Source organism: Chlorobiota bacterium, from assembly GCA_016700335.1.
Classification (GTDB): Bacteria; Bacteroidota; Ignavibacteria; order OLB7; family OLB7.
This window is the reverse complement of the sequence record CP065014.1, coordinates 142,045-163,924: the sequence shown is the minus strand read 5'-3', so window position 1 is coordinate 163,924 and position 21,880 is coordinate 142,045. Positions and strand designations below refer to the sequence as shown.

At 29.5% G+C, this 21,880-nt stretch carries 17 protein-coding genes; 8 read left to right on the top strand and 9 right to left on the bottom strand.

The genetic code is table 11. The features are described from left to right. Positions 1 to 34: 34 nt before the first annotated feature. Positions 35 to 1,093, bottom strand: coding sequence for a recombinase RecA (gene recA / locus IPP08_00645; GenBank protein ID QQS66719.1), 1,059 nt, complete (start codon positions 1,091 to 1,093; stop codon positions 35 to 37). Between the two features lie 247 nt (positions 1,094 to 1,340). Continuing rightward, the gene (gene sppA, locus IPP08_00640) at positions 1,341 to 3,773 is read right to left on the bottom strand and encodes a signal peptide peptidase SppA (protein ID QQS66718.1); all 2,433 of its coding nucleotides are present in this window, start codon (positions 3,771 to 3,773) and stop codon (positions 1,341 to 1,343) included. A gap of 230 nt (positions 3,774 to 4,003) precedes the next feature. On the opposite strand from sppA, the gene IPP08_00635 reads away from it, so the two are divergent. The 4 genes from IPP08_00635 (at position 4,004) to IPP08_00620 (ending at position 6,496) form a co-directional block, all read left to right on the top strand. Continuing rightward, the gene (locus IPP08_00635) at positions 4,004 to 4,795 is read left to right on the top strand and encodes a dihydroorotate dehydrogenase electron transfer subunit (protein ID QQS66717.1); all 792 of its coding nucleotides are present in this window, start codon (positions 4,004 to 4,006) and stop codon (positions 4,793 to 4,795) included. A gap of 15 nt (positions 4,796 to 4,810) precedes the next feature. Further along, complete coding sequence (gene rnhA / locus IPP08_00630) at positions 4,811 to 5,308, top strand: ribonuclease HI (protein QQS66716.1); 498 nt, start codon at positions 4,811 to 4,813, stop codon at positions 5,306 to 5,308. A gap of 155 nt (positions 5,309 to 5,463) precedes the next feature. Further along, on the top strand, positions 5,464 to 6,138 hold the full coding sequence (locus IPP08_00625) for a radical SAM protein (GenBank protein ID QQS66715.1): 675 nt from the start codon (positions 5,464 to 5,466) through the stop codon (positions 6,136 to 6,138). A 58-nt stretch (positions 6,139 to 6,196) separates the two neighbouring features. After that, entirely contained in the window at positions 6,197 to 6,496 is a 300-nt protein-coding gene (locus IPP08_00620; GenBank protein QQS66714.1) for an EthD family reductase, read from the top strand. Between the two features lie 94 nt (positions 6,497 to 6,590). Here IPP08_00620 and IPP08_00615 read toward each other — a convergent pair whose 3' ends face one another. The 4 genes from IPP08_00615 to IPP08_00600 all read right to left on the bottom strand — a co-directional run bounded on the left by IPP08_00615 (position 6,591) and on the right by IPP08_00600 (position 10,782). Beyond that, positions 6,591 to 7,721, bottom strand: a complete 1,131-nt coding sequence (locus IPP08_00615; protein QQS66713.1) for a bifunctional methionine sulfoxide reductase B/A protein — start codon at positions 7,719 to 7,721, stop codon at positions 6,591 to 6,593. A 147-nt stretch (positions 7,722 to 7,868) separates the two neighbouring features. Next, positions 7,869 to 8,540, bottom strand: coding sequence for an ABC transporter ATP-binding protein (locus tag IPP08_00610; protein ID QQS67802.1), 672 nt, complete (start codon positions 8,538 to 8,540; stop codon positions 7,869 to 7,871). 34 nt (positions 8,541 to 8,574) lie between these two features. After that, positions 8,575 to 9,096 carry a hypothetical protein gene (locus tag IPP08_00605; GenBank protein ID QQS66712.1) on the bottom strand — a complete coding sequence of 174 codons (522 nt, stop codon included), beginning with the start codon at positions 9,094 to 9,096 and terminating at the stop codon, positions 8,575 to 8,577. A 39-nt stretch (positions 9,097 to 9,135) separates the two neighbouring features. Next, positions 9,136 to 10,782: an arginine--tRNA ligase gene (locus tag IPP08_00600; GenBank protein QQS66711.1), complete on the bottom strand. Its 1,647-nt coding sequence runs from the start codon at positions 10,780 to 10,782 to the stop codon at positions 9,136 to 9,138. Positions 10,783 to 11,042: 260 nt separating this feature from the next. Between IPP08_00600 and IPP08_00595 the strand changes: the two genes are divergently transcribed. The 4 genes from IPP08_00595 to IPP08_00580 all read left to right on the top strand — a co-directional run bounded on the left by IPP08_00595 (position 11,043) and on the right by IPP08_00580 (position 17,197). Then, positions 11,043 to 12,311 (top strand): MFS transporter, encoded by a 1,269-nt coding sequence (locus tag IPP08_00595; protein QQS66710.1) that lies wholly within the window; start codon positions 11,043 to 11,045, stop codon positions 12,309 to 12,311. 251 nt (positions 12,312 to 12,562) lie between these two features. Continuing rightward, a complete protein-coding gene (locus tag IPP08_00590) occupies positions 12,563 to 15,934 on the top strand; it encodes a T9SS type A sorting domain-containing protein (GenBank protein QQS66709.1) in 3,372 nt (1,123 codons plus the stop codon). Between the two features lie 141 nt (positions 15,935 to 16,075). After that, on the top strand, positions 16,076 to 16,867 hold the full coding sequence (locus IPP08_00585; protein ID QQS66708.1) for a hypothetical protein: 792 nt from the start codon (positions 16,076 to 16,078) through the stop codon (positions 16,865 to 16,867). A gap of 9 nt (positions 16,868 to 16,876) precedes the next feature. Continuing rightward, complete coding sequence (locus tag IPP08_00580) at positions 16,877 to 17,197, top strand: c-type cytochrome (GenBank protein QQS66707.1); 321 nt, start codon at positions 16,877 to 16,879, stop codon at positions 17,195 to 17,197. Between the two features lie 181 nt (positions 17,198 to 17,378). Here the strand turns inward: IPP08_00580 and ftsZ are convergent, their stop codons facing one another. The 3 genes from ftsZ to IPP08_00565 all read right to left on the bottom strand — a co-directional run bounded on the left by ftsZ (position 17,379) and on the right by IPP08_00565 (position 21,857). Further along, positions 17,379 to 18,692, bottom strand: a complete 1,314-nt coding sequence (gene ftsZ / locus IPP08_00575) for a cell division protein FtsZ (GenBank protein QQS66706.1) — start codon at positions 18,690 to 18,692, stop codon at positions 17,379 to 17,381. A gap of 172 nt (positions 18,693 to 18,864) precedes the next feature. After that, entirely contained in the window at positions 18,865 to 20,319 is a 1,455-nt protein-coding gene (ftsA, locus tag IPP08_00570; GenBank protein QQS66705.1) for a cell division protein FtsA, read from the bottom strand. Continuing rightward, complete coding sequence (locus IPP08_00565) at positions 20,319 to 21,857, bottom strand: FtsQ-type POTRA domain-containing protein (protein ID QQS66704.1); 1,539 nt, start codon at positions 21,855 to 21,857, stop codon at positions 20,319 to 20,321. The genes ftsA and IPP08_00565 overlap by 1 nt, the downstream gene beginning before the upstream one ends. Between the last annotated feature and the right edge of the window lie 23 nt (positions 21,858 to 21,880).

The window sequence follows — 21,880 nt, the reverse complement described above, 5'->3', positions numbered from 1 at the left end:
AAAATAGAATCTGTTTAGATAATTATTAAATTAATTACTTTCTTTTTTCAGGCTTTTCAGCAACATTAACTTCTTTAGTATTTAATTTTTGAACATTAGTAATACCCAATATTGCTTTAACTTTCTCTTCTAATGATTTTAACATTACTGGTGATTCAGTCAATAATTTTTTTAATGCATCGCGACCTTGAACTCTTTCTTCACCAAAAGTAAACCAAGCACCACTTTTTAATACTATTCCTTTATCAATTGCCACATCTAGCATATCACCAACTTTAGAGATTCCTTCGTTATACATTATATCGAATTCAACTTCTTTAAAAGGAGGAGCAACTTTATTTTTTACAATTTTAATTTTTACTCTATTTCCAATAATATCAGAACCATCTTTTATAACCTCTTTCCTTCTAATATCCATTCTAACAGAAGCATAAAATTTAAGTGCATTACCTCCAGTAGTTGTTTCTGGACTACCATAAATTACTCCTATTTTAGAACGTAATTGATTTGTAAACATTACGATTGCATTTGACCTACCAATAGCTCCGTTTAATTTTCTCATTGCCTGTGACATCAGCCTTGCATGAGACCCAACTTGAGCATCTCCCATTTCACCTTCAATCTCACTTCTTGGGGTTAAAGCAGCAACTGAATCAACAACAACAACATCTATAGCACCACTTCTTACTAATGTTTCTACAATTTCTAATGCTTGTTCACCGAACTCAGGTTGAGCGAGTAAAAGGTTGTTAATATCTACTCCTAGCCTTGATGCATATTGAATATCAAGAGCATGCTCAGTGTCAATAAATGCTGCAACACCACCAATTTTTTGAGCCTCTGCAATTACATGCAAACAGATAGTTGTTTTACCAGATGACTCTGGTCCGTATATTTCAGTAATTCTGCCACGAGGAATTCCACCAATACCAATTGCAGCATCTAGGGATAAAGAACCAGTTGAGATTGATTCAACAGGTACTGCTGCACTATCAGAAAGACGCATTATTGCTCCCTTTCCATACTGTTTTTCGATTTGTTCTAATGCACCAGCAATTAATTTTGCTCGTACATCTTTTGTTAATTCAGCCATTTTGAAAAAATTAATAAATAGTTAAACGTTAATAGTGGCTTGTAAAATTAAGTTGTTTTATAAAATCCCTAACCACTACCGATAATTGTAATAGCAAATTTCCGAAACTCAATTGAAATATACTTATTTTTTTTAGGGATTTTTTATTTAGGTACATATAACCTTTGGTAAAATTAATGTTCAATTTATATCTATAGCTTGATTGTTTACTTTTTAATAAGTAACTTAATCACTGATATTTACTAATCTATTTTGCTTCAATCTCTATTTCAAGAGGCATAGCAGTCATTATCTTTCCATTATTTTTTAATCTATACTTTAAAGCTTGTAAAATTGGATCTTCAAGAACTTGCTTCACATCAACTCCAATAAGTTTTGGCATTAATCCTGAAAAATCGACAAGTGATGCACTTGGCATAGAAACTAAGTCTATTTCAACATTTTCTAATCCTGCTTTTTTCTTTGCAACATTTATTGCAGTTTCAATTCCACCTAACATATCTATTAATCCAATTTTAAGTCCTTCAGTACCACTATAAAAGTGACCTTGAGCCAATGGTTCAATATCATCAAATTTTTTATTCCTACCAGTTGCAACTTTGGTTACAAATTCTTTGTACATTTCTCTAATTTCTTTTTCAAAAAATGATCTTTCTTCTACAGTAAATTCCCTATCAGGTAACCCTAAGCCTATAACAGGTAATGTCATACCAAAGCCAATATCAGCATGGTTTCCAACCTTGACCATATCAGTTGATAAGCCGAGTTTTTCTTTAGCTTCTTTGTTATACATCCAACCAGAAATAACTCCAATAGAACCTGTTATTGTATTTGGTGCAGCAATTATAGTATCCCCATACATTGAAAGCCAATACCCACCAGAACCCGCAACATACCCTTGAGAGATAATAACTGGTTTTTTTCCTTTAGCTTTTTTTAATGATTCAGAAATTAAATCAGAAGCTAAGGCATCACCACCAGGAGAATCAACTCGTAATACAATTGCTTTAATATTTGGATTGTTAACTGCAGCATCACAATATTGAACTAATGATCTAGCATTTATTCCTTCATCCATTGCACATGCACCAATTGCATATATTACTGCTATCTTAGGTTTGTTGCCCCAATAATTATCTTCTGGTAAATTATTCTTTTCTATAAAACCATAACCAACTTGCATTTTAGAATTCCCTTCTAACTCTCTAATAACTGAATCAACAGACTCCCATCTACCAATCTTATCAATATAACCTGCTGATAATGCATTTGTTGAATTTAGCATCATTTGATTATTTACAGTATTATCAAATTTCTCAAATGATATTTTTCGTCCTTCACATATATCATTTTTTGCTAAATTATAATAATCATTTATCAACTTCTGTCGCTGCTCCTTATCTGCTATCGAAAACTTGTCACGTGAGAAATTTTCAACTGCTGATTTATATTTAAAAAATCTTAATTCATCATATCCAACTCCAAGTTTTTCTAGAGTTCCTTTCAAAAAAGTTCTACCTGCAACATAACCTTCAAGCGTCATAGTTCCTAATGGATCCATAACAATTTTATCTGCCACTGAAGCAAAATGATAATCATCAATTCCTACTCGATCAAAAAACACTACTATTTTTTTTCCTGAATTTTTAAATTCTTTAAGTGCTTCATGTATCTCCCATAACATCTCTTTATTTATACTCATACCTGACATGTTAATACAAATACCAGCTATTGCATTGTCATCCTTGGCATCATTAATTTGTTCTAATGTAGATAATAAAGTTTTAGAGTTATCAAAAAATTGGAACCTCTGATAATTCATTCCTCCATTCATGTTTAAAGATAAATATGCATTCTTTTTGTTAAACATTCCCCTAAAGATATTCCTATCATATCCCCCTAGCCTGATAGAATAAGTTTGAAAATCTGAGTTTTTATCATCCTTTGAAATGTGTTCTTGCATAGATAAACCTAAACCTCCTAAACTAAATTGTAATCCTAATGAAACATTTTTATCATTAAAATATCTACCAGTTAAACGAACTCCAGAAATAGGCTCAAAAATTGCACCAGCACTCCAATTTCCTGCAAATAATTTCTGACCGGTATGCACTCCATAATCTGCAAAAAGAGTTATTAATTCATTCTTAAAGGGTCTGATCCCTAAATCTAAAACCCCTTCTGTGGTTGCCTCATCTAATCCAATAGTTCCAGATAATCCATAAGATAAAAATTGATTACGTGAAAGAGACCCTAATGTTATTACGCTCGATCTTTTGAAGATTGTTGTGTCCCCACCAGACCATCCAAATCCAATTCCAGAGGAATTACTTTTATCTCCAAAACCAAAAGATATTCTATAGTCATTCTCAGTTACATCTCCAATTTTATTCTTAATCCAACCAAAACCTAATCCATTTGTGGCTGCAAATAATCCAAATCGATTTGCTTTATTAAATGGGTTATTATCTTTGTTCTGCCATGAGAATAATAAATCAAAGTTTTTTTGATAAGTCAATAAAGCTGGATTCTCCCATCCATACAAGCCTATTCCTAACGATCCTGGCGATGATAACCACATACTATTTATTGAATAATATGACTCAAACCCTAGATTTTGTGCACTTGATATTGAGAATGCAAAATGTATTGCAATTGTTATAATACTATTTCTAAACATATGTTTTATTTTTGACTTTAAGTTTTAGATCATATTTAACAAGCTAATTTAGATAAAACAATTCAATTATAATTTAATGATTTCTTTAAATAATATTATCTTTTAGAATCTAATTTAGATTAAATTTTATTTTAGTTTTTAACTTAAAAATTTTAATTGTTTTTTAAGAATTTTACTTTTAATTATAACCTAACCAAACTCCTTATCTTTGAAAAATTAAATATTAAAGAATGCATCAAGAAAATAGTAAAGTAACTTATATAAAACAAATAAGAAGTAACGTTTTTGTTCTTCGTTTTTATTCACCAATCATTTCAAGCAAATCACTTCCTGGTCAGTTCCTTAACATTAAAGTTGATGAATCAAATGATCCATTATTACGAAGAGCATATAGTCTGCATAATATTTATGATAATGATGTAGAGATTATTTTTAATGTTGTTGGTAAAGGTTCAAAAATTCTTTCAAATAAAAAAATTGGAGATTCAATTGATGTTATAGGCTTACTTGGGGTACCATTCAATACAAGTTCCACTTTCGAAACAGGGATTTTAGTAAGTGGTGGTTTGGGTATAGCTCCAATGCCTATTACAGCAAAATCAATAATTGCTAATGAAAAAAAAATAGTAAATATTCATGGTGCTAGAACTGAAGATATGCTAATAAACGATGGAAGACTTTTAAATCCTGTTTATTGTACAGATGATGGTTCTATTGGAATTAAAGGAAATGTTGTTTTTACTCTGAACAAGTATTTAAATGAAAATGATTTGGGAGTAGTAAAAGTATTTTCTTGTGGACCAAATAGAATGATAATGGCACTAGGGAATTATTGCTTATTAAATAATATTGAGATTGAAGTATCTCTTGAATGTCAAATGGCTTGTGGTATAGGTATTTGTCAAGGTTGTCCTGTTGAAATGACGAAAGGTGAAAAAAGATATTCTTTGGTTTGTACACAAGGACCAAACTATAATTTTAAAGATATTAATATGGAATCACTTTTAACTGGGGCACATTAGTTTAGTATTTTTAATATGTCTAAAAAAATTAATTCTGAAAGAAAACACGTAAAGATTTATACTGATGGTGCTTGTTCTGGAAATCCTGGCAAAGGTGGATATGGAGCAATTATAACGTATGAAAATAGAGAAATTGAAATCTCTCAAGGTTTTGTTCTCACTACTAATAATCGCATGGAATTAACAGCAGTAATTGTTGCTCTAAAGAAATTAAAATTCCCATGTGATGTTTCAGTTTATTCTGATTCAAAATATGTAGTTTCAGCTATTGAGGAGAAATGGTTAGTAAATTGGCAAGCAAGAGGATGGTGTAAGGCAGATAGGAAGCCAGTTTTGAATAAAGACTTATGGGTTCAATTAGCTGATCTTCTTGAAATTCATAACGTGAAATTTAATTGGGTGAAAGGTCATTCATCAAATTTATTAAATGAAAGGTGCGATATTCTTGCGGTTAAATCTTACAATTTGGATAATTTAATTATTGATAAAGGTATGAATATTGTTAATACATAATGTTTGTTTTATAACTATTTGGTTTAATTCGTGAGATTACTTTTTTATATATAAATTAATTTATTTTTCGTTAAACTATCACTTCTAAAATTTGAATTTAATATCAAATTCAAATTAAATTTCTTTTACTAAGATCTAATAAAAATTTATAAAGTATGATTGTTCCATTGAAACCTAGGCATCTAAAAATTAATGAACTCTTCGTTTCAATTCAAGGGGAAGGAACTCGTGCTGGGTTGCCATGTTTTTTTATTAGGTTGCAAGGTTGTGGGTTAAGATGCTCATATTGCGATACCCCTTATGCTTTAGATCATAGAATTGGTGGTGAATGGAAAAGTTTTGATTTTATTAAAAATGAAATTATGAAGTATAATATAAAGTTTGTAGAATTTACTGGAGGCGAACCATTAGAACAGTCAGAAGTTTATGTTTTAATGAACGAACTTTTAGATGAAGGTTATGAAGTTGCCGTAGAAACTGGTGGTCATATTAACATTTCAAATTGCGATAAAAGGATTATTAAAATTATGGATTTGAAAACACCAGATTCTTTAATGATGAAGAAGAATTTTTTAGAAAATATTAATTTTCTCAGTAAGAATGATGAAGTTAAATTTGTATGTTCTTCTATTGTTGATTATGAATGGTCAAAAGAATTGATTATAAATTACAGCTTAATTGAAAAAGTAAAATCAGTTTTAATATCCCCTGTGTTTGGTAAAATTGAACCAGTTGAATTAGTAAATGCAATTCTTAATGATGGTTTGAATGTTAGGTTTCAACTCCAAATGCATAAATTTATTTGGCATCCAGAAACTCGTGGAGTATAACAGAATTCCAATATTATTATAAAATTTAATTCTATCAATATAAATTTAAAATTTAAAAATGTATAAATTAGTAGCATTATTTACAAAACCAGAAGACGTTGAGGCATTTGATAAACATTACAATGAAATTCATGCTCCGCTAATGAGAAAAGTGCCGGGTTTGATTGATTTAAAAGTGTGTAAGAATATAAGAGCATTTACTCCTGATGCTCCATATTATTTAATTGCAGATATGATTTTTGCAGATAAAGATTCATTTAAAATTGCGATGCAATCAGATGAAAATAAAGCCGCTGGGAAAGACGTAATGGGCTTTGCAGGAAAATTTGTTACTATGGTTCACGGTGAATTTGAATAAACAAATAATTCTAATACAAGCAATATAAAAAGCCAAACTTGAAAATTAATTTCAATTTTGGCTTTTTCTAATTATGATATACAACTTATAGAATTTATTTTAACAATTCTGGAAATTCTCTTATAGCCTTATTTAATCTTGGTATTGATTCATGCTTTACATATGAATTTTCTGGATGATTTTTAACATAATCTTGATGATAATCCTCTGCTTTCCAAAAATATTTAAATTGATTTACTTGAGTTGAAATTGGCTTGCTATACTTCCCAGATTTATTTAAATCTTTGATGTAACTTTCTATTTCATTTTTTTCTAAATCATTCTTGTAAAAAGCAATAGATCTATATTGAGAACCCATATCAGGACCTTGACCATTCACTTGAGTTGGGTCTTGAGAATTAAAAAATACCTTTAATAAAGATTTGTAAGTTACAATAGAAGGATTATAAAGAACTTCTATTGATTCAGCATGGCCAGTTTCACCTTGACCTACTTGCTCATAAGTTGGATTCTTTTCATCACCACCTGAATAACCAGAAGTTACTTCAATAACACCTTTAATCTTTTCAAACACTGCTTCAGCACACCAAAAACATCCTTCTGAGAAAACAGCTTTACTTAATTCTTTGTTTTGTTTTGATGATATAACTTCATTAACTTTTATTCTAACATCTCCTTTCTGAAATAAAAGTGCAACTCCATCTATACAATATCTTAAACCTGTTGGTTTTGGTCCATCATCAAATACATGACCCAAATGAGCTTCACACCTTTGACAATGAATTTCGTTTCTTGACATTCCTTGTGAATCATCTTGAGATGTATTTATACTTTTGGTAGAGTATGGCTTAAAATAACTGGGCCAACCTGTTCCCGATTCAAATTTAGTTTCAGAGCTGAATAATGGGTTATTACAACATACACACAAATAAATTCCTTTATCATGATTTTTATAATATTCACTTGTAAATGGTCTTTCTGTTCCCTGTTCACGGGTTATATAAAACTGTTGCGGTGTTAGTAATCTTTTCCAAACTGTATCAGGTTTTAAGATTTTTGTAGTCCAGTTAGTGTCAATTTCTGTTACAATGTTTTCGTTTAAAGCAGATTCAGTTATATGACCTTCGTTTAGATTTTCAATTTTTTGTTTGGAAGATTGGGCACAGCTAGTTAAAACATTTAAAAGAATTAAAACTGTGAGAAAATTACATAGACTAAATTTCATCTTGTATATATATTTAAAAAATAAAAATTAACTTACCAAATACTATTGAATTATTACTAACGACGATTTAGAAATTTATTTAAGTTTAGTTTTAACATTAATTTTACAACTATTATTTTTAACTAAATCGATAATTAAAATAATTTATCAATTTAGTTTTTCAAATTTTCCATCCACAATTTTTAACACTCTATCAGCTAATCCAGCAAGTTCTGAATTATGTGTAACTACTATTACAGTCTGTTTATTCTCTTTACAAATTTTCCTTAAAAGTTCATGTAAGTTATTGCTATTTTCACTATCTAAATTCCCCGAAGGTTCATCTGCAAGTATAATTTTTGGCTCTGGTGATAAAGCTCTAGCAACAGCCACTCGCTGTTGTTCACCACCTGAGAGCTCATTTGGCTTATGATTTGCTCGATCCTTTAATCCAACTAAATCAAGGTACACTAACGATTTTACAATTGATTCCGATTTTGGAATTCCACGGATCATTAAAGGAATTGCCACATTTTCAACTGCAGTAAACTCTGGCAATAGGTGGTGGAATTGAAAAACAAAACCTATGTTTTTGTTTCTAAATTTTGCAATTTCATTATTAGATAACTTATCAATTCTAGTTGAGCATACTTCAACATCTCCACTAGTAGCCTCATCTAATCCCCCTATAATATTAAGCAAAGTACTTTTACCAGCACCAGATGTACCAATAATTGCAATTAACTCTCCCTCAAAAACTTCAAGGTTAATTTCACGTAAAACTGGAATTAATTTTCCATCTAATGTAAAATTTTTAATTACGTTTTTAAGCTTTAAAATCTCGTTCATAATACATTAATAAGAAAATAATAATTTAAAACTCAGTTGTATAATCAGTTGGGGTTAGGGCTTCATTTGATTCAAGTTTATTTTTATCAATTTTATCAAACAGACCTAACTCCTTCAATATAGGTTCGGCATCAAACTGACCTACAACCCCCCAGCCAGAGCCACGTCTTCGTTGTAAGGAAAAAATTGGCTTGTAGTTTTTACTTTTTTTTGCAATAAAGATTAAAAACCAAACTGAATTTTTTGGTCTAATTCTTAACCTTCCATAATAATGCCAAGGGTCATCTTTTTCACTTGAATAATTTTCATTAACTGGTTTCATTTCAGTAATCATTTTAATTAGTTTGCAAGTTTGTTCTTCTGAAACTTTAATAACATTACCTTGAAATTCAAATGAAGTTTCAGCTAAAGAATAACAATCAATTTCATTCATTTCAGATTGAGTTCCCTTTGCTCCTACAAGAAAGTTATTTACTAGTAATGATACTATTACCCCAAGCCCAATTATTCCAATTACTAATATTTTAGATATGTTTTTTTTATCCATTCAAATTTTAAGTTTTCAATTATTAAATCAATCTTTACTTTAATTATTTTTATACATACTATCTGGTGCACTAACTCCTAAAATTTTCAAACCATTTGATAATGCAATTTTTGTACTTATGCATAACAACAATCTTGCAGCTCTAATATTTTCTTCTGATTTAATTATTCTGCATTCTCTGTAAAATTTATGATAAGAAGAGGCAATGTTTCTTAGATGTTCACTTAAAATTTGAGGCTCTAATTCTCTTGAAGCTCTTTGAATAATTTCTGGAAATATTATTAATTCCTTAATCAAATCAATTTCTTCAACTTCCTTTAAACAAGATAAATCTGCTTTTAAATCTATTTTATAATCTAGTTCATCCGAATGCCTTAAAACACTTGAAACCCTTGCATGAGCATATTGCAAGTAGAACAATGGGTTTTTATCTGATTGTTCTCGAGCTAAATCAATATCAAAAGTTAAGTGAGTATTAACACCTCTCATCACAAAAAAATATCTAACAACATCAGCTGTAAATTCTTCTATCATTGTATCGAGTGTTAATGATTTTCCGCTACGTTTCGAGAATTTAACTTCTTCTCCACCTTCAATAAATGTTGCCATTTGATTCATAACAATCTTCACTTTATCATCATCATACCCTAACATTTTAATAGCTTTTTTAACATCTTGAGCAGTAGCAATATGATCAGCTCCAAATACATCAATTATATATTCATATCCTCTTTTAAATTTCTCTACATGATATGCTATATCAGGAAGCCTATAAGTTGGTTCTCCAGTTGATTTTACAATTACCCTATCATTTTGTCCTTCTTCTTTGAATGTGAGCCATAAAGCTCCATCTTTTTCATATGTCATTCCAATTATTGTTAAGTCATCAATTGTTTCTTTAATTTTTCCTTCAGAATACAATGTATCTTCATTGTAAAATACTTCATGATTAACATTAAATGCTTTTAGTGTTTCAATAATTCTATCGAAATTATATTTTTCAGCAAAGAATCTAAATGAATCTAAGTTAGCTTCGTTCTCTTCAAAAAATCCATCACCATTTATCTTTAAAAACTCTTTTGCAATGTCAATAATATATTCCCCTTGATAGTATTCTTCTTTCCAATTAAATTGCAACCCAAGTAATTCTAGGTATTTAGCTTGAACTGATAAGGCAAGTTTCCTCATTTGGTTACCAGCATTATTAAAATAATATTCTCTAGTAACTTTATAACCCGTCCATTCAAGCAAATTTGCAATTGTATCACCAAGTGCTGCTCCAATTGCATGCCCAGTATGAAGCGGACCAGTAGGGTTAGCACTTACATATTCAACATTTGTTTTCATATCATTTCCAATATTTGATTTTCCATACTCATCTCCTTTGGCAATTATTTCAGATAATTTAATTTGAAAAAATTTATCTGTAAACTTAAAATTGATAAATCCAGCACCAGCAATTTCAATTGAAGAGATTAAAGAATTATCATAGTTTAGGTTAAGAAGAATTTCTTCAGCAATTGCACGAGGATTTTTTCTCAATGGTTTTGCTAAATTCATTGCTATATTTGTTGCTAAATCTCCATGTTCAATTTGTCTTGGAGACTCTAAAGTGATAAGAATATTTTCTGTAGAACCAATTTTTAATATTGCTTCATTTAAAATTTTAATTAAGTAATTTTTCATCTTTGGTATAATTTGAACTGCGAAAATAAGTAAACTGAAAGTTGCAACCCCAGTGAATTAAAGAACTATTTTTGCATTGATAAATTTGAACTCATTTTTATAATCGATAATTCTCAAAATGACTTTATCAATTTATTACCAATTTAAAAATATTTTTTGTAGAATCAATCTTATACGTTTGAATTTATTATAGATTATTCATCATTAATTACATTCAGATTTAGTTATATTATTTAGTTAATAATTTGATTTATTTATAAATGCAAAAAGAAAATTCACTCTGGCAAAATCTTGATTTTGTTAAACTATGGTCTGGGCAAACATTTTCAGAATTTGGTTCGAGAATAACACGCACAGGATTACCAATAGTTGCACTTGTAACACTTGGTGTTAGCGCAAAGCAAATGGGGTTTATATCTGCTATTGGTTCGTTGCCAAGTGTATTGTTTGGCTTGTTCGCTGGTGTACTAGTAGATAAATTCAAAAGAAAACCAATGTTAATTACAACTGATATTGTTAGATGTTTAGTGCTTTTAACAATTCCTATTGCATTTCATTATAATCAATTAACATTGTTTCAACTCTATTTTGTTACTGTTCTTTCAAGTATTTGTGGTGTATTTTTTAATGTAGCTTACAGGTCATACTTGCCTACATTAATTGAACGTAAAAATTTAGTTTCAGCTAACGCAAAAATTTCATTAAGTAATTCTATTGCTGAAGTTTCTGGTCCTGGAATTGCTGGAGTATTAATTGTAGCAATAACTGCACCCTTTGCAATAATATTTGATTCAATATCATTTCTTGTATCTGCATTTAGCCTACTTCTAATCAACAAGAAAGAAGAGTCTTCAATTTCAAATCAAAGTACTACTAACATCAAAGTATTTGATGAGATAACTCAAGGAATCAAATTCGTATTTAAAAATAAGATTTTGCTTTCATCAGCATTTGCTGTTGGAGGAATTTCATTTTTTTTCGGATTCTTTGGAACTTTGTACTCTCTTTATGCAATAAGGGTATTAAATATAAATATTGGTATTCTTGGTTTGATTATTTCAATTGGAGGAGTGAGTTCTATTTTTGGATCAATGTTTGCAAACAGGATTACTAAAAAATTTGGAGTTGGTAAAACAATGCTTATTGCATCATTTTTGATTGCTTGTTCAATGTTGTGCATTCCATTAGCAGGTTATTTTGGAAAAACATTTGCAATAGTTATGTTATCGTTATCTCAGCTTGGAGACTGTTTTCTTGTTATATATTTCATTAATGATACTACTATAAGGCAAATTATTACCCCAGATAATATGTTGGGGAGAATGAATTCAGCAATGCAACTTTTTGAAGTTGGGTTAGCACCATTTGGTGCTCTTATTGCAGGCTTTCTTGCAGATTATATTGGTATCCAACCAACAATGTTTTTTTGTGCCACAGGTGGATTTACAGCATTTTTAATCCTATTTTTTTCGCCAACTAAAAATATTAGAAATTTTGATTCAATTAATCTTTTATATGATGAAATATAATTTAGAATTTTTAATGGTTTAAAAATTAAGTTGATGTATTTCATAAATTAATGTTTAAATTTACGAATTGTTATTCTTGAATTATGTTTAATTTTAAATTATTAATCCTAAATAAATCTAATCATTTGTAGTTATTCTTTTTGGCAAAGTTAAAACCATTACTTCTCATTTTTAAACTAATTCCTAGTTGTATTTTGACTAGGTAGTATATATTAAAAATAATCTTAACTAATAGTTTTGAATGAGAAGTTATGAAAAAATTATTCTTAAAAATTTATGCTATAACTAGCATACTAACATTACTTGCATTTCTATTTTTTAATAGAGTTAATGCCCAATCTGATTTAGCCATTCAAGGTATTAAAGTGCCTGGAATTAAGGTTGAAATTGGGTCACCAATAATTCCAATAATTACTGTAATTAACAACGGACCATTGCAAAATGACGGTTTCAATTGTCAGTATGATTTTTTAAATTCAAACAACCAACCAATTTCCCCAGGAACTATACTAGGACGTCCTTTACAACCTGGGGTTCAAGAAGATTTCACTAGCCAACAAACTTGGAATCCAGTAGGTTTGGGTTCTTTCGGTTTTAGAGTTAATGTTCAAACTCAACAAGATCCAATTCAAAAGAATAATCAAGCTCAAGTAACTTTCATGGTTGTTCCAATGTCAATCAAAAGAGTATCATTAAATGTAATCAAGCAAGTTATAGAACTAAACACCAGAAAAGATAGTATCAACCTTTATGTATTACCAAATCCGATATCAAAAGATTCTTTATTATATTCAGGAGATTCGATTAGTACTTTAGATGAAGAATTCCAAACAATTATTATTAAAGAGCATTCTTATCTATTCTTTTTAGATGAATATCCGAATCAATTATTTAACCATCCATGTAAAATTATAATTGCATCAGCATTAGATGGGAAAATTCAAGTTGTTGCCAATGCTGAATCGTACCCATTAATAAATAATGTTTTACCACATTTTGGTCCAGATTGTACTTTTAACGACAATAAAGTTTATGGGAAACAGAATAATTGCATTCCAAAAGTAAATCCTTATAAAGAAGTTCCAACAAGTAACTCATCTGATTGGGCAATAGCATTTTCAGGTGGTACTGATAAAGAAGTTGAAAAAATGGTTATTGATAATGATATTTGTAAATGGAAGGAACGACTTAATGGAAGCCCTACAGGTCCACAAATTAATGGAGCAAATATTGCAGTTCATCGCGGTGAAAATAATTGTGGCTTGACTTCAAAAGAACTTTGCGATATTATTGACTCATATAAGGGTAAAGCTTGTAAAAAATTCTTTATAAAATATGTGGGTCATGGTAAAGGAGCACCTGGGGAGAAAAATGATGGAATTTGGTTGTGGGATGAAAACAGAAAAAAATTAGTGTTAATGACTTTTGAAAAACTTGTTTGTAAGTTAAAAGATAATGGGATTACTGAAGTTTGCATAGAAATTACAGCTTGTTATAGTGGTGGAATTATCTCTCAACTTGTTAAAAAGGGAATTAAAGGTGTTGTGATTACTAGTTCTGATGATAAACACCCAACTCCATACGATGGTGATGGGACAGGTACACCTTGGGAAAAAGCATTAGAAAAATGTAGTAAAGATCCTTTAGCAAATTTAAATCGTGATACACATACCGATTTATGTGAACTATATGCTTGGGTTATTGTACAAAGCAAAAATGATCCTAAAATAATTGGTCCAAACCCTCAAATTAAAAAATTGAATGATACTCTTAGAATTACTAATGTAACAAGTAATAAAACTGCAACTTCGAAAGTTTCAACTTCTGGTGGTGATATAGATGTTTATGTTGAAAGAATATGTGTTAAAATGAAACTTAAAGTTGGGAACAAAGAAGTTGATTCAGTTCATTATAGCCAAGCATTATATCTTGAGAACACATCAAATGGAGTCCGAAATTCAGATAAAACTTATAAGGTAATTGCTTTATGTAAAAATGGGAAAAAAATTGATACACTCGTTTTAGTAGAGGATTACAAACCATCTGTAGACTCCAAAAGTAAAATTTGCCTTGCAAGTATTCCAATAAATTGTTTTTCTTATGAATTTGTAGAAAAAAATAAAAAGAAGAAATCTACATTCTTTGATAAAGATGAAAAACTATTTTTATCTTCAAATGAAATCAGTCATACAAATGAGATTATTAATGGCTTTGCAATTCATTCATCAAATGAATTTATACTTTATAGATTCCCAATCATAAATGAATCCCAATTTTTGAACAATTATAAATCAAGGGTTACAAGTTCGAATTCCAAATGGAATGCTACATCATCTCCATCATCATTCTCATTAGATAAAAATATTGAAACTGATTTATTCGTAAGCGCTAATATTTCTGATAGTACTCAATTTGGAGGTTTAATAGAAACTGAATTAACTGATTCCCAGAGTAACGATACAATTTTATTTGTACTTAATACTTTGATTACAGATTCTATATATGGAAATATCAATTCTTCTTTAACTAAAAAATATAATTGGATAAATGCAAGTGGATCTTTATTAGTTTCAGGTTTGAATCAATTCAATGTTAGTAACTCTTTTTTGGATGTTAGAGACTCATTTAAATTAATTATTGATGGAACTTCAATTTCCAATTTTTCGAATTCTATTTTCAATTCCGATGGAAATGATTCTTTAAAAATTGATTTAAAAAATGGCACATTTAATTTTAATAATTGCCTGTTTAGAAATGTAAAAGATGGGTTAATACTTAATTCAAACTCATACAATATTGATGGCTTGGTTGTTACTGGTAACTCTAATAATATAATAACTATTAATAAAAATGGGAACTCAATAATCAAATTTCTTACTTCTATAGGAGCAACTAATAACTCTATTTTTATTAAAACTGGTCTAAAAGATACTCTTAAACTTTACGGAACTAGTTGTGAACTCTCCTCAGATAAAGATATATCAGTCTCTGGAAACTCCTATGTTACATGTACCGATTGTAATGTAAATGATAAGAAAATTCAAGTGGAAAATGGTTCTGTATTTAGACGATTCTCTACACTTGAAGTTGTTGTTAATGATACCAATTCTATTGCATTATCTAATATTGCAGTAAGAGTAGTTAACTCAAATGGAACTGAGCTTTTCAGGGGACTCACAGATAAATTTGGATTTATAAAAACTAAAATCCTTCAAAGTGAGTTTATAAATGGTAGTTATATAAATTATGGACCATTCAAAGTTTCTGTTTTTGTTGGGAGTGATAAAGCTGACTCTGTTTATGAACCATATTCTTTCAAACAATTAGTTTTTTGGATGACTCCTTCAATATCATCTGTTAATGAAATAGAAAATAAATTTAGTTTTAGTTTGTTTCCTCAGCCAGCTCAATCAGGGAAATCTGTAAAAATTGTATCTAACAATTTTTTAAATGAAATTCAAGTTATTGATTTAATTGGAAATACTATTCTAAAACATAACAATTTAATAGTTAAAGAATTTACTATTGACTTATCAAATTGTTTAAGTTCGGGTTTATATTTCTTATCAGTAAAAGACTTATTTGGCAATAAGTTTTTAAAGTCAATTGTTATAAATAATTAGTTATCAAATAACTTACTTCTTGTAACTCCAATTAAGTTTACCAAAAATAAATTTAAAATGGAGTTTTTTTATTTGGTATATTTTTCATATATTTGGACTTAGTCTAAATAAGAATTTCAACATATTAAATGTAACAAACAAATGCTTAAGGTATTTATTTTTTTATATCTCATAATAAACATTTTTAATAATTGTTTATTTGCTCAAGATAGAGTTTTTAATCGAACATATCAAACTAATATACTCCCAAAAAATTCAATTGATATTGAGTACCAAACAACTTCTAGGTTAGGTCGGGATAATATGTTTTTTCACAGACTAGATCAAAAACTCGAATTTGAATTAGGTGTAATCGATAACCTTCAATCATCGTTTTATATATTATCAGAAAGTGTTACCTCTGGCACAAATGATCTTAAAACTGAAAATGTAAACGGATTTGCAAATGCTTGGAAATACAAATTGTCAGATCCAATATTAGATTTTATTGGATCAGCATTATATGCTGAATTAACAGTTTTTCCAAAGGAGGTAGAACTAGAAACTAAGTTAATTCTTGATAAAAGAATTGGTGACAACGTAATACTTGCTTTTAATGCGGTTTATGAAAAAGAATTTGAATTTGAGTATAAGGAAGGTAGTACCGAGCTTGAGCCTGAGTCAAAATTGGAATTTGATTTAGGGTTTATGCATAAGATTACGAATAACTTTTCTATTGGAATTGAAGCAACAAATTACAATGTAATCTCTGAAGATAAAGGCTGGGAGTTCTCAACAATGTATGCAGGACCATCAATTAATATTACTGGAAAAAAATGGTTTCTAAATTTAGGTTTTATGCCTCAAATAGGAAATTTAAAAGGGGACAAAAAATACATACTAGATGAACATGAACGAATTGAAACTAGATTAATTTTCTCATATAATTTTTAATTTATTAAAATGAAAGCAAATTTTATTTTTTTTATCTCATTAGTTTATATTGCTTGTGCATCATCTATTAAAATGCCAACTGAAAAGAATTTAGTTGTCGCTAAATTTAAATGGGAAGATTCAAATTTAGAACAGTTGCAAAGAGGTTATAAATTATTTACTACAAATTGTGGTGGGTGTCATGGAATTCCTGAACCTAACAATCATACTAATAAAGAATGGGAGACGATAGTACCACAAATGTCAAAAGTATCTAAGCTTAATGATAATGAATCATTAGATATTTTGAAATTTATTATTTCAGCAAAAACTGATACAACAAAGATATAAAATTATAAAGTTTACTCATAAAAAAAGCCGTAACGAATCTCTCTCATTTTCGTTACGGCTTTTGTTTGTATGGGCAATACAAAACATAAGTAAGTTTAATTATTTAGATCATAATGGTTCATACCCTCTCTCTAAAGTATTTAAATTAAATCTAAAGATTAATTTCTACTACTTATTAATTTTAATCCATTATCCTTCTTAGAAAAGCAGGCTTCTCGAACTTACGAGCCTCTTGTACTTCATCTACTTCTTCACTAACATTCTGACTATTTTGATAATCAGAATTAATTTTTGAAATATCAAATCCACCTCTATAAATACCTACATTTCTTCTTTCAAAGGCTGGTTTGTTGTATTTATCAAGCTCTTCATTGCCATTTGGAACATTACCTGAAATAACTTTTCTTTCATAGTTATTGTGTTTATGTTCTTCATGGTTGATGTTTGAATTGTGATTATTTTTTATTACTTCAAGTACTTCATCTTTCCCAATGTTTAATGATTTTGAAATGTTTTCAGTAACTATATTTGGATTAGGTTTGTTAAACCCAGTTGCAACTACAGTTACAATCATTTCATCACCAAGATCTTCATTGTATACCAATCCGAAAATTACATTAGCATCATCACCTGCTGCTTTTTGAATTACACTAACTGCTTCATCTATTTCAATCATTGGCATATCAGATGAGCAAGTAATGTTAATAAGAACTCCTTGAGATCCGGCGATAGAAACTCCATCTAAAAGTGGAGATGAAATTGCATTTTGAGCTGCTTCAGTTGCTCTGTTTTCACCACTGGCAACTCCAGTACCCATTATTGCATCACCCATATCTTTCATGATAGCTCTTACATCCGCAAAATCTACATTGATAATTCCTTGACCCATAATAATTTCAGAAATACCTTTTGTTGCATCGTATAATACATCATTCACTTTATTAAATGCATCTTTAACGCTGGTTTTCTTGTCTATAACCGCGGTTAATTTCTGATTTGGAATTATAATAAGAGTATCTACATGCTTTCGAAGTTCTGCAATTCCATCATTAGCATGATTCATTCTTTTAATTCCTTCCCAAGAAAATGGCTTAGTTACTACACCAACAACCAAAGATCCTTGAGATCTTGCAATTTCAGCAACCACTGGTGCAGCCCCTGTACCAGTCCCACCACCCATACCAGCTGTAACAAAAATCATATCACAATGGCTGACTGCTTGAGTTAATTCCTCTTGATCTTCCATTGCAGATTCTCTTCCAATAATTGGGGTTGCTCCAGCCCCAAGACCCCTGGTCTGTTTTTTCCCAATTTGAATTTTCACATGAGCTTTGCTTGATGAGAGTGCTTGCATGTCGGTATTTACTGCAATAAATTCGCAACCGACCAACCCACGTTCAATCATGTTGCCTACAGCATTGCCGCCACCACCACCAACACCTACAATTTTGATTTTTGCTCCGTGAGATTCTTTACTGTTGTCTAATTCAATCATAATTTTTACCCTCTAAATTTAATGAGATGAGTGTTATCAGTTTATTTGTTTATCTTAGTTCTTGTTATTTAATTATTTAATTTCTAATTCCTAATTTTGTTTTTCTACATTAATTCAAAAATTGGAACACTAAATTTATTGTTTTTTTAATTTATAATTTGGGGATTATTAATTAAAATTCATTGAAAAATTTCTTCATTTTAATAAAGATATTTTCTTTTGGTTCACCATTATCTTCAGGAGTAAAAATCTTAGTTTTTTCAGGTTCAATTTTTCTAAATTCTACTTTTTTAAACTCAGTAGTTACTCCATTTTTAGTTTCATGTTTTTTATGTTCAAAAACATTTTCAATTTGAACATATTTATACTCCATTTTATCAAATGTAGTTTTTACCAATCCAATTGCTGTTGCATATAAAGGGCTTTCAGCTTGCTGAGCTAATGCTCTTCTTCCAAGGGAAGGGATACCAATTTTTACAGGTACTCCAAGAATAGATTCAGCTAATTCAGTTATACCTCTCATCATTGCTCCCCCACCTGTAAGTACAACACCAGCTGATAATTTATTATAACATCCACTTTTTTCAAGTTCCATTCCTACAAATTCTAAAATTTCTTCCATCCTAGGTTGTATAATTGAACACAATGTTTTTTTGGAAACCTCTTCTGCTCTCCTACCACCAATGCTTGGAATTAAAAATTTATCATCATTAATAATCATCGATTCTAAAGCACATCCATTTTCTTTTTTTACATTTTCGGCTTGATCTGATATAATTCCCAACCCGACCCTGATATCCTCAGTTACCATTCTACCACCAATTCCTATAACAGATGTATATCGTAGTTTCCCTGCTTCAAAAACTGCAACATCAGTTGTACCACAACCAATATCTACTAGTGCTACTCCAACTTCTTTTTCTTGTTCAGATAAAATAGCTCTGCTACTTGCTATTGGTTCTAAAACAATTTCCTCTACCTCTAACCCAACACGTTCAATACATCTATCAATATTTTGAATTGCATTAACCATTCCAGTAATTATATTTACATTAGCTTCAAGCCTTATTCCAGCCATACCAATAGGTTCGATTATACCATCCTGTCCGTCTATTACAAAGTCTTGTGGTACTACATGTATAATTTTCCTTTCTGCACCTAAAGCAAGCCTTTTAGCGTCATCTAATAACCTATTAACGTCTGCTTTAGATACTACTCTTTCTCCATTTGAAATTGTTACAACTCCCCTGCTTGTAAAAGTTTTTATATGGTCACCAGCAATACCAACAGTTACTTTACCAATTGTTACTCCAGATTGTTGTTCTGCTATTTCTATAGCTTTTTCAATAGAACGAACAGTTCTTTCTATATTCACAACTACTCCTCGACTTAATCCATCAGATGGAACTTGACCTATACCAAGAACCTCAATGTCCTCAGGACCCAACGGACCTCGAGAGGCGATAATTGCACATACTTTACTTGTCCCAATGTCAAGCCCGACTACAATTTGCCGCTCTTCATTATTCTTCTTTGAAGAATTACTTTTGCTCCAATAATTCATGGGCGTACTTAATTTAATTAGTTTATCTTTTGTTTTTATCTTAGTTACAGTATTAACACACATTATCTATTCTTATCAACTCCAATTTCAGTTTTTTTAATCCCAACCCTTTTATTTTTTTCTTTTATAAATTCAGAAGATTTATTTTCAGAATTTTGACTGTTTTTCTTTACAACAATGGTATTAAATAATTGATTTCTTTTTTGACGTTCATAATTTCTTAAAGCTAATTTCTTATCATCTTTTGTTTTTTCAATCACTTGTTTATTTTCAATCTTCTTGCTTTTATCTAAACTTTTAGGTATGATTTTTTTTATTGAAATCGAATCAGATTTCTTCGATTTAGAACCGCTATTTAACGATTTAGATTTAACATCTTTATCAACTATTTTCTTTGTTAATCTACCATTAGTATTTTCATTTTTTTTATTTCTATTGACTTGATTTTCAGAGTTATTCAATCTAGTAATAATACTTTTAATTATTGGAATAGCTTTGCTGCTGTTGTTTGATTTGTCAATAGTTGTTTTTGATATAATTGATTTTTCTTTATCATTTTTTAATAGTTCAGGTTTTATAGAATTTGATTTATTATTCAATACGTTATCTAATTTATTTTTATCAGAAGAAATGTTATTCTTTAAATAGAAATCAACTTCTTTAACTTTATTTATATTTTTTGTTAATTCTCTTTTGCTAGATTTACCATTAAATTTTGATTTAAAATCGGTAGTTAGACTAGGTATATGATAATGATTATTTTTAGTGGTAACACTTGAATCAACAAAATTATTTAATAAAGAATCTGCCATTTCATGTTGATCAGATTTCCATTTAACAATAACTTTTCCAAACCATCTTAAGTCAATTAAATTTGTTTGTGCCCCCCCCTTTTGAGACAAAATATTTTCCATAAAAACTCTTAATTTCCTTAGTCTTGCAGGAAACTGTTCTAATTCTTTTCCAATCAAAACTGGTATAGAATTATCAGTTAAATAAATAATAAAATTTCCATCAGTAGCATATTGAATTTCAGATACAAGACTATTTAATTCAGAAACGCTATCACGAATTATTTTTAGTACTTCTAACGTTTGCCATAATTTATTTCTATCCACTTTATCCGACCTCATAATACCTGTTATTATAGGCACATCTATTATAGAAAAACTGGATCTATGATCTAAAAGTTTAGCTGTTGAATCGGAATACATTACAGAATCTCCTACAATTACTCTGGCTATAGGGACTCTCTCAGTTATATCAATTTTCAGGTTACCTGTTTCACCTCTATAAACTTCTGCATTAGCTACAAATGGATTTTTTAAGACATTTGTTTCAATTGAATCTAGATTTAAATTCTTTAATGCTGTATATGAATTTATTCCAGCATATTTAGAAATTTCAATACTATCTAACAAATTCAATCCAGTAATTCGAACACCCTGTACATGTGTATTATCAAGCCATTTATTAGCCATTACTAAAAGAGTGGCTGATAACCCAATAATAATTATTCCCCATGAAATTTTTGTAGCAAACTTTTTACTTTCGTTTACCCTTAACCTTTCAACGTTCGATATTTTAATTTTTTCATTCAATAAAACAAGCCTATTTAATTTAT

Coding starts and splice junctions, on each gene's coding strand:
- IPP08_00605 (QQS66712.1), bottom strand. CDS start 9,096: ATGGATAAAAAAAACATATCTAAAATATTAGTAATTGGAATAATTGGG.
- IPP08_00635 (QQS66717.1), top strand. CDS start 4,004: ATGCATCAAGAAAATAGTAAAGTAACTTATATAAAACAAATAAGAAGT.
- IPP08_00585 (QQS66708.1), top strand. CDS start 16,076: ATGCTTAAGGTATTTATTTTTTTATATCTCATAATAAACATTTTTAAT.
- IPP08_00595 (QQS66710.1), top strand. CDS start 11,043: ATGCAAAAAGAAAATTCACTCTGGCAAAATCTTGATTTTGTTAAACTA.
- ftsA (QQS66705.1), bottom strand. CDS start 20,319: ATGTGTGTTAATACTGTAACTAAGATAAAAACAAAAGATAAACTAATT.
- IPP08_00590 (QQS66709.1), top strand. CDS start 12,563: ATGAAAAAATTATTCTTAAAAATTTATGCTATAACTAGCATACTAACA.
- IPP08_00580 (QQS66707.1), top strand. CDS start 16,877: ATGAAAGCAAATTTTATTTTTTTTATCTCATTAGTTTATATTGCTTGT.
- recA (QQS66719.1), bottom strand. CDS start 1,093: ATGGCTGAATTAACAAAAGATGTACGAGCAAAATTAATTGCTGGTGCA.
- rnhA (QQS66716.1), top strand. CDS start 4,811: ATGTCTAAAAAAATTAATTCTGAAAGAAAACACGTAAAGATTTATACT.
- IPP08_00600 (QQS66711.1), bottom strand. CDS start 10,782: ATGAAAAATTACTTAATTAAAATTTTAAATGAAGCAATATTAAAAATT.
- sppA (QQS66718.1), bottom strand. CDS start 3,773: ATGTTTAGAAATAGTATTATAACAATTGCAATACATTTTGCATTCTCA.
- IPP08_00620 (QQS66714.1), top strand. CDS start 6,197: ATGTATAAATTAGTAGCATTATTTACAAAACCAGAAGACGTTGAGGCA.
- IPP08_00615 (QQS66713.1), bottom strand. CDS start 7,721: ATGAAATTTAGTCTATGTAATTTTCTCACAGTTTTAATTCTTTTAAAT.
- ftsZ (QQS66706.1), bottom strand. CDS start 18,692: ATGATTGAATTAGACAACAGTAAAGAATCTCACGGAGCAAAAATCAAA.
- IPP08_00625 (QQS66715.1), top strand. CDS start 5,464: ATGATTGTTCCATTGAAACCTAGGCATCTAAAAATTAATGAACTCTTC.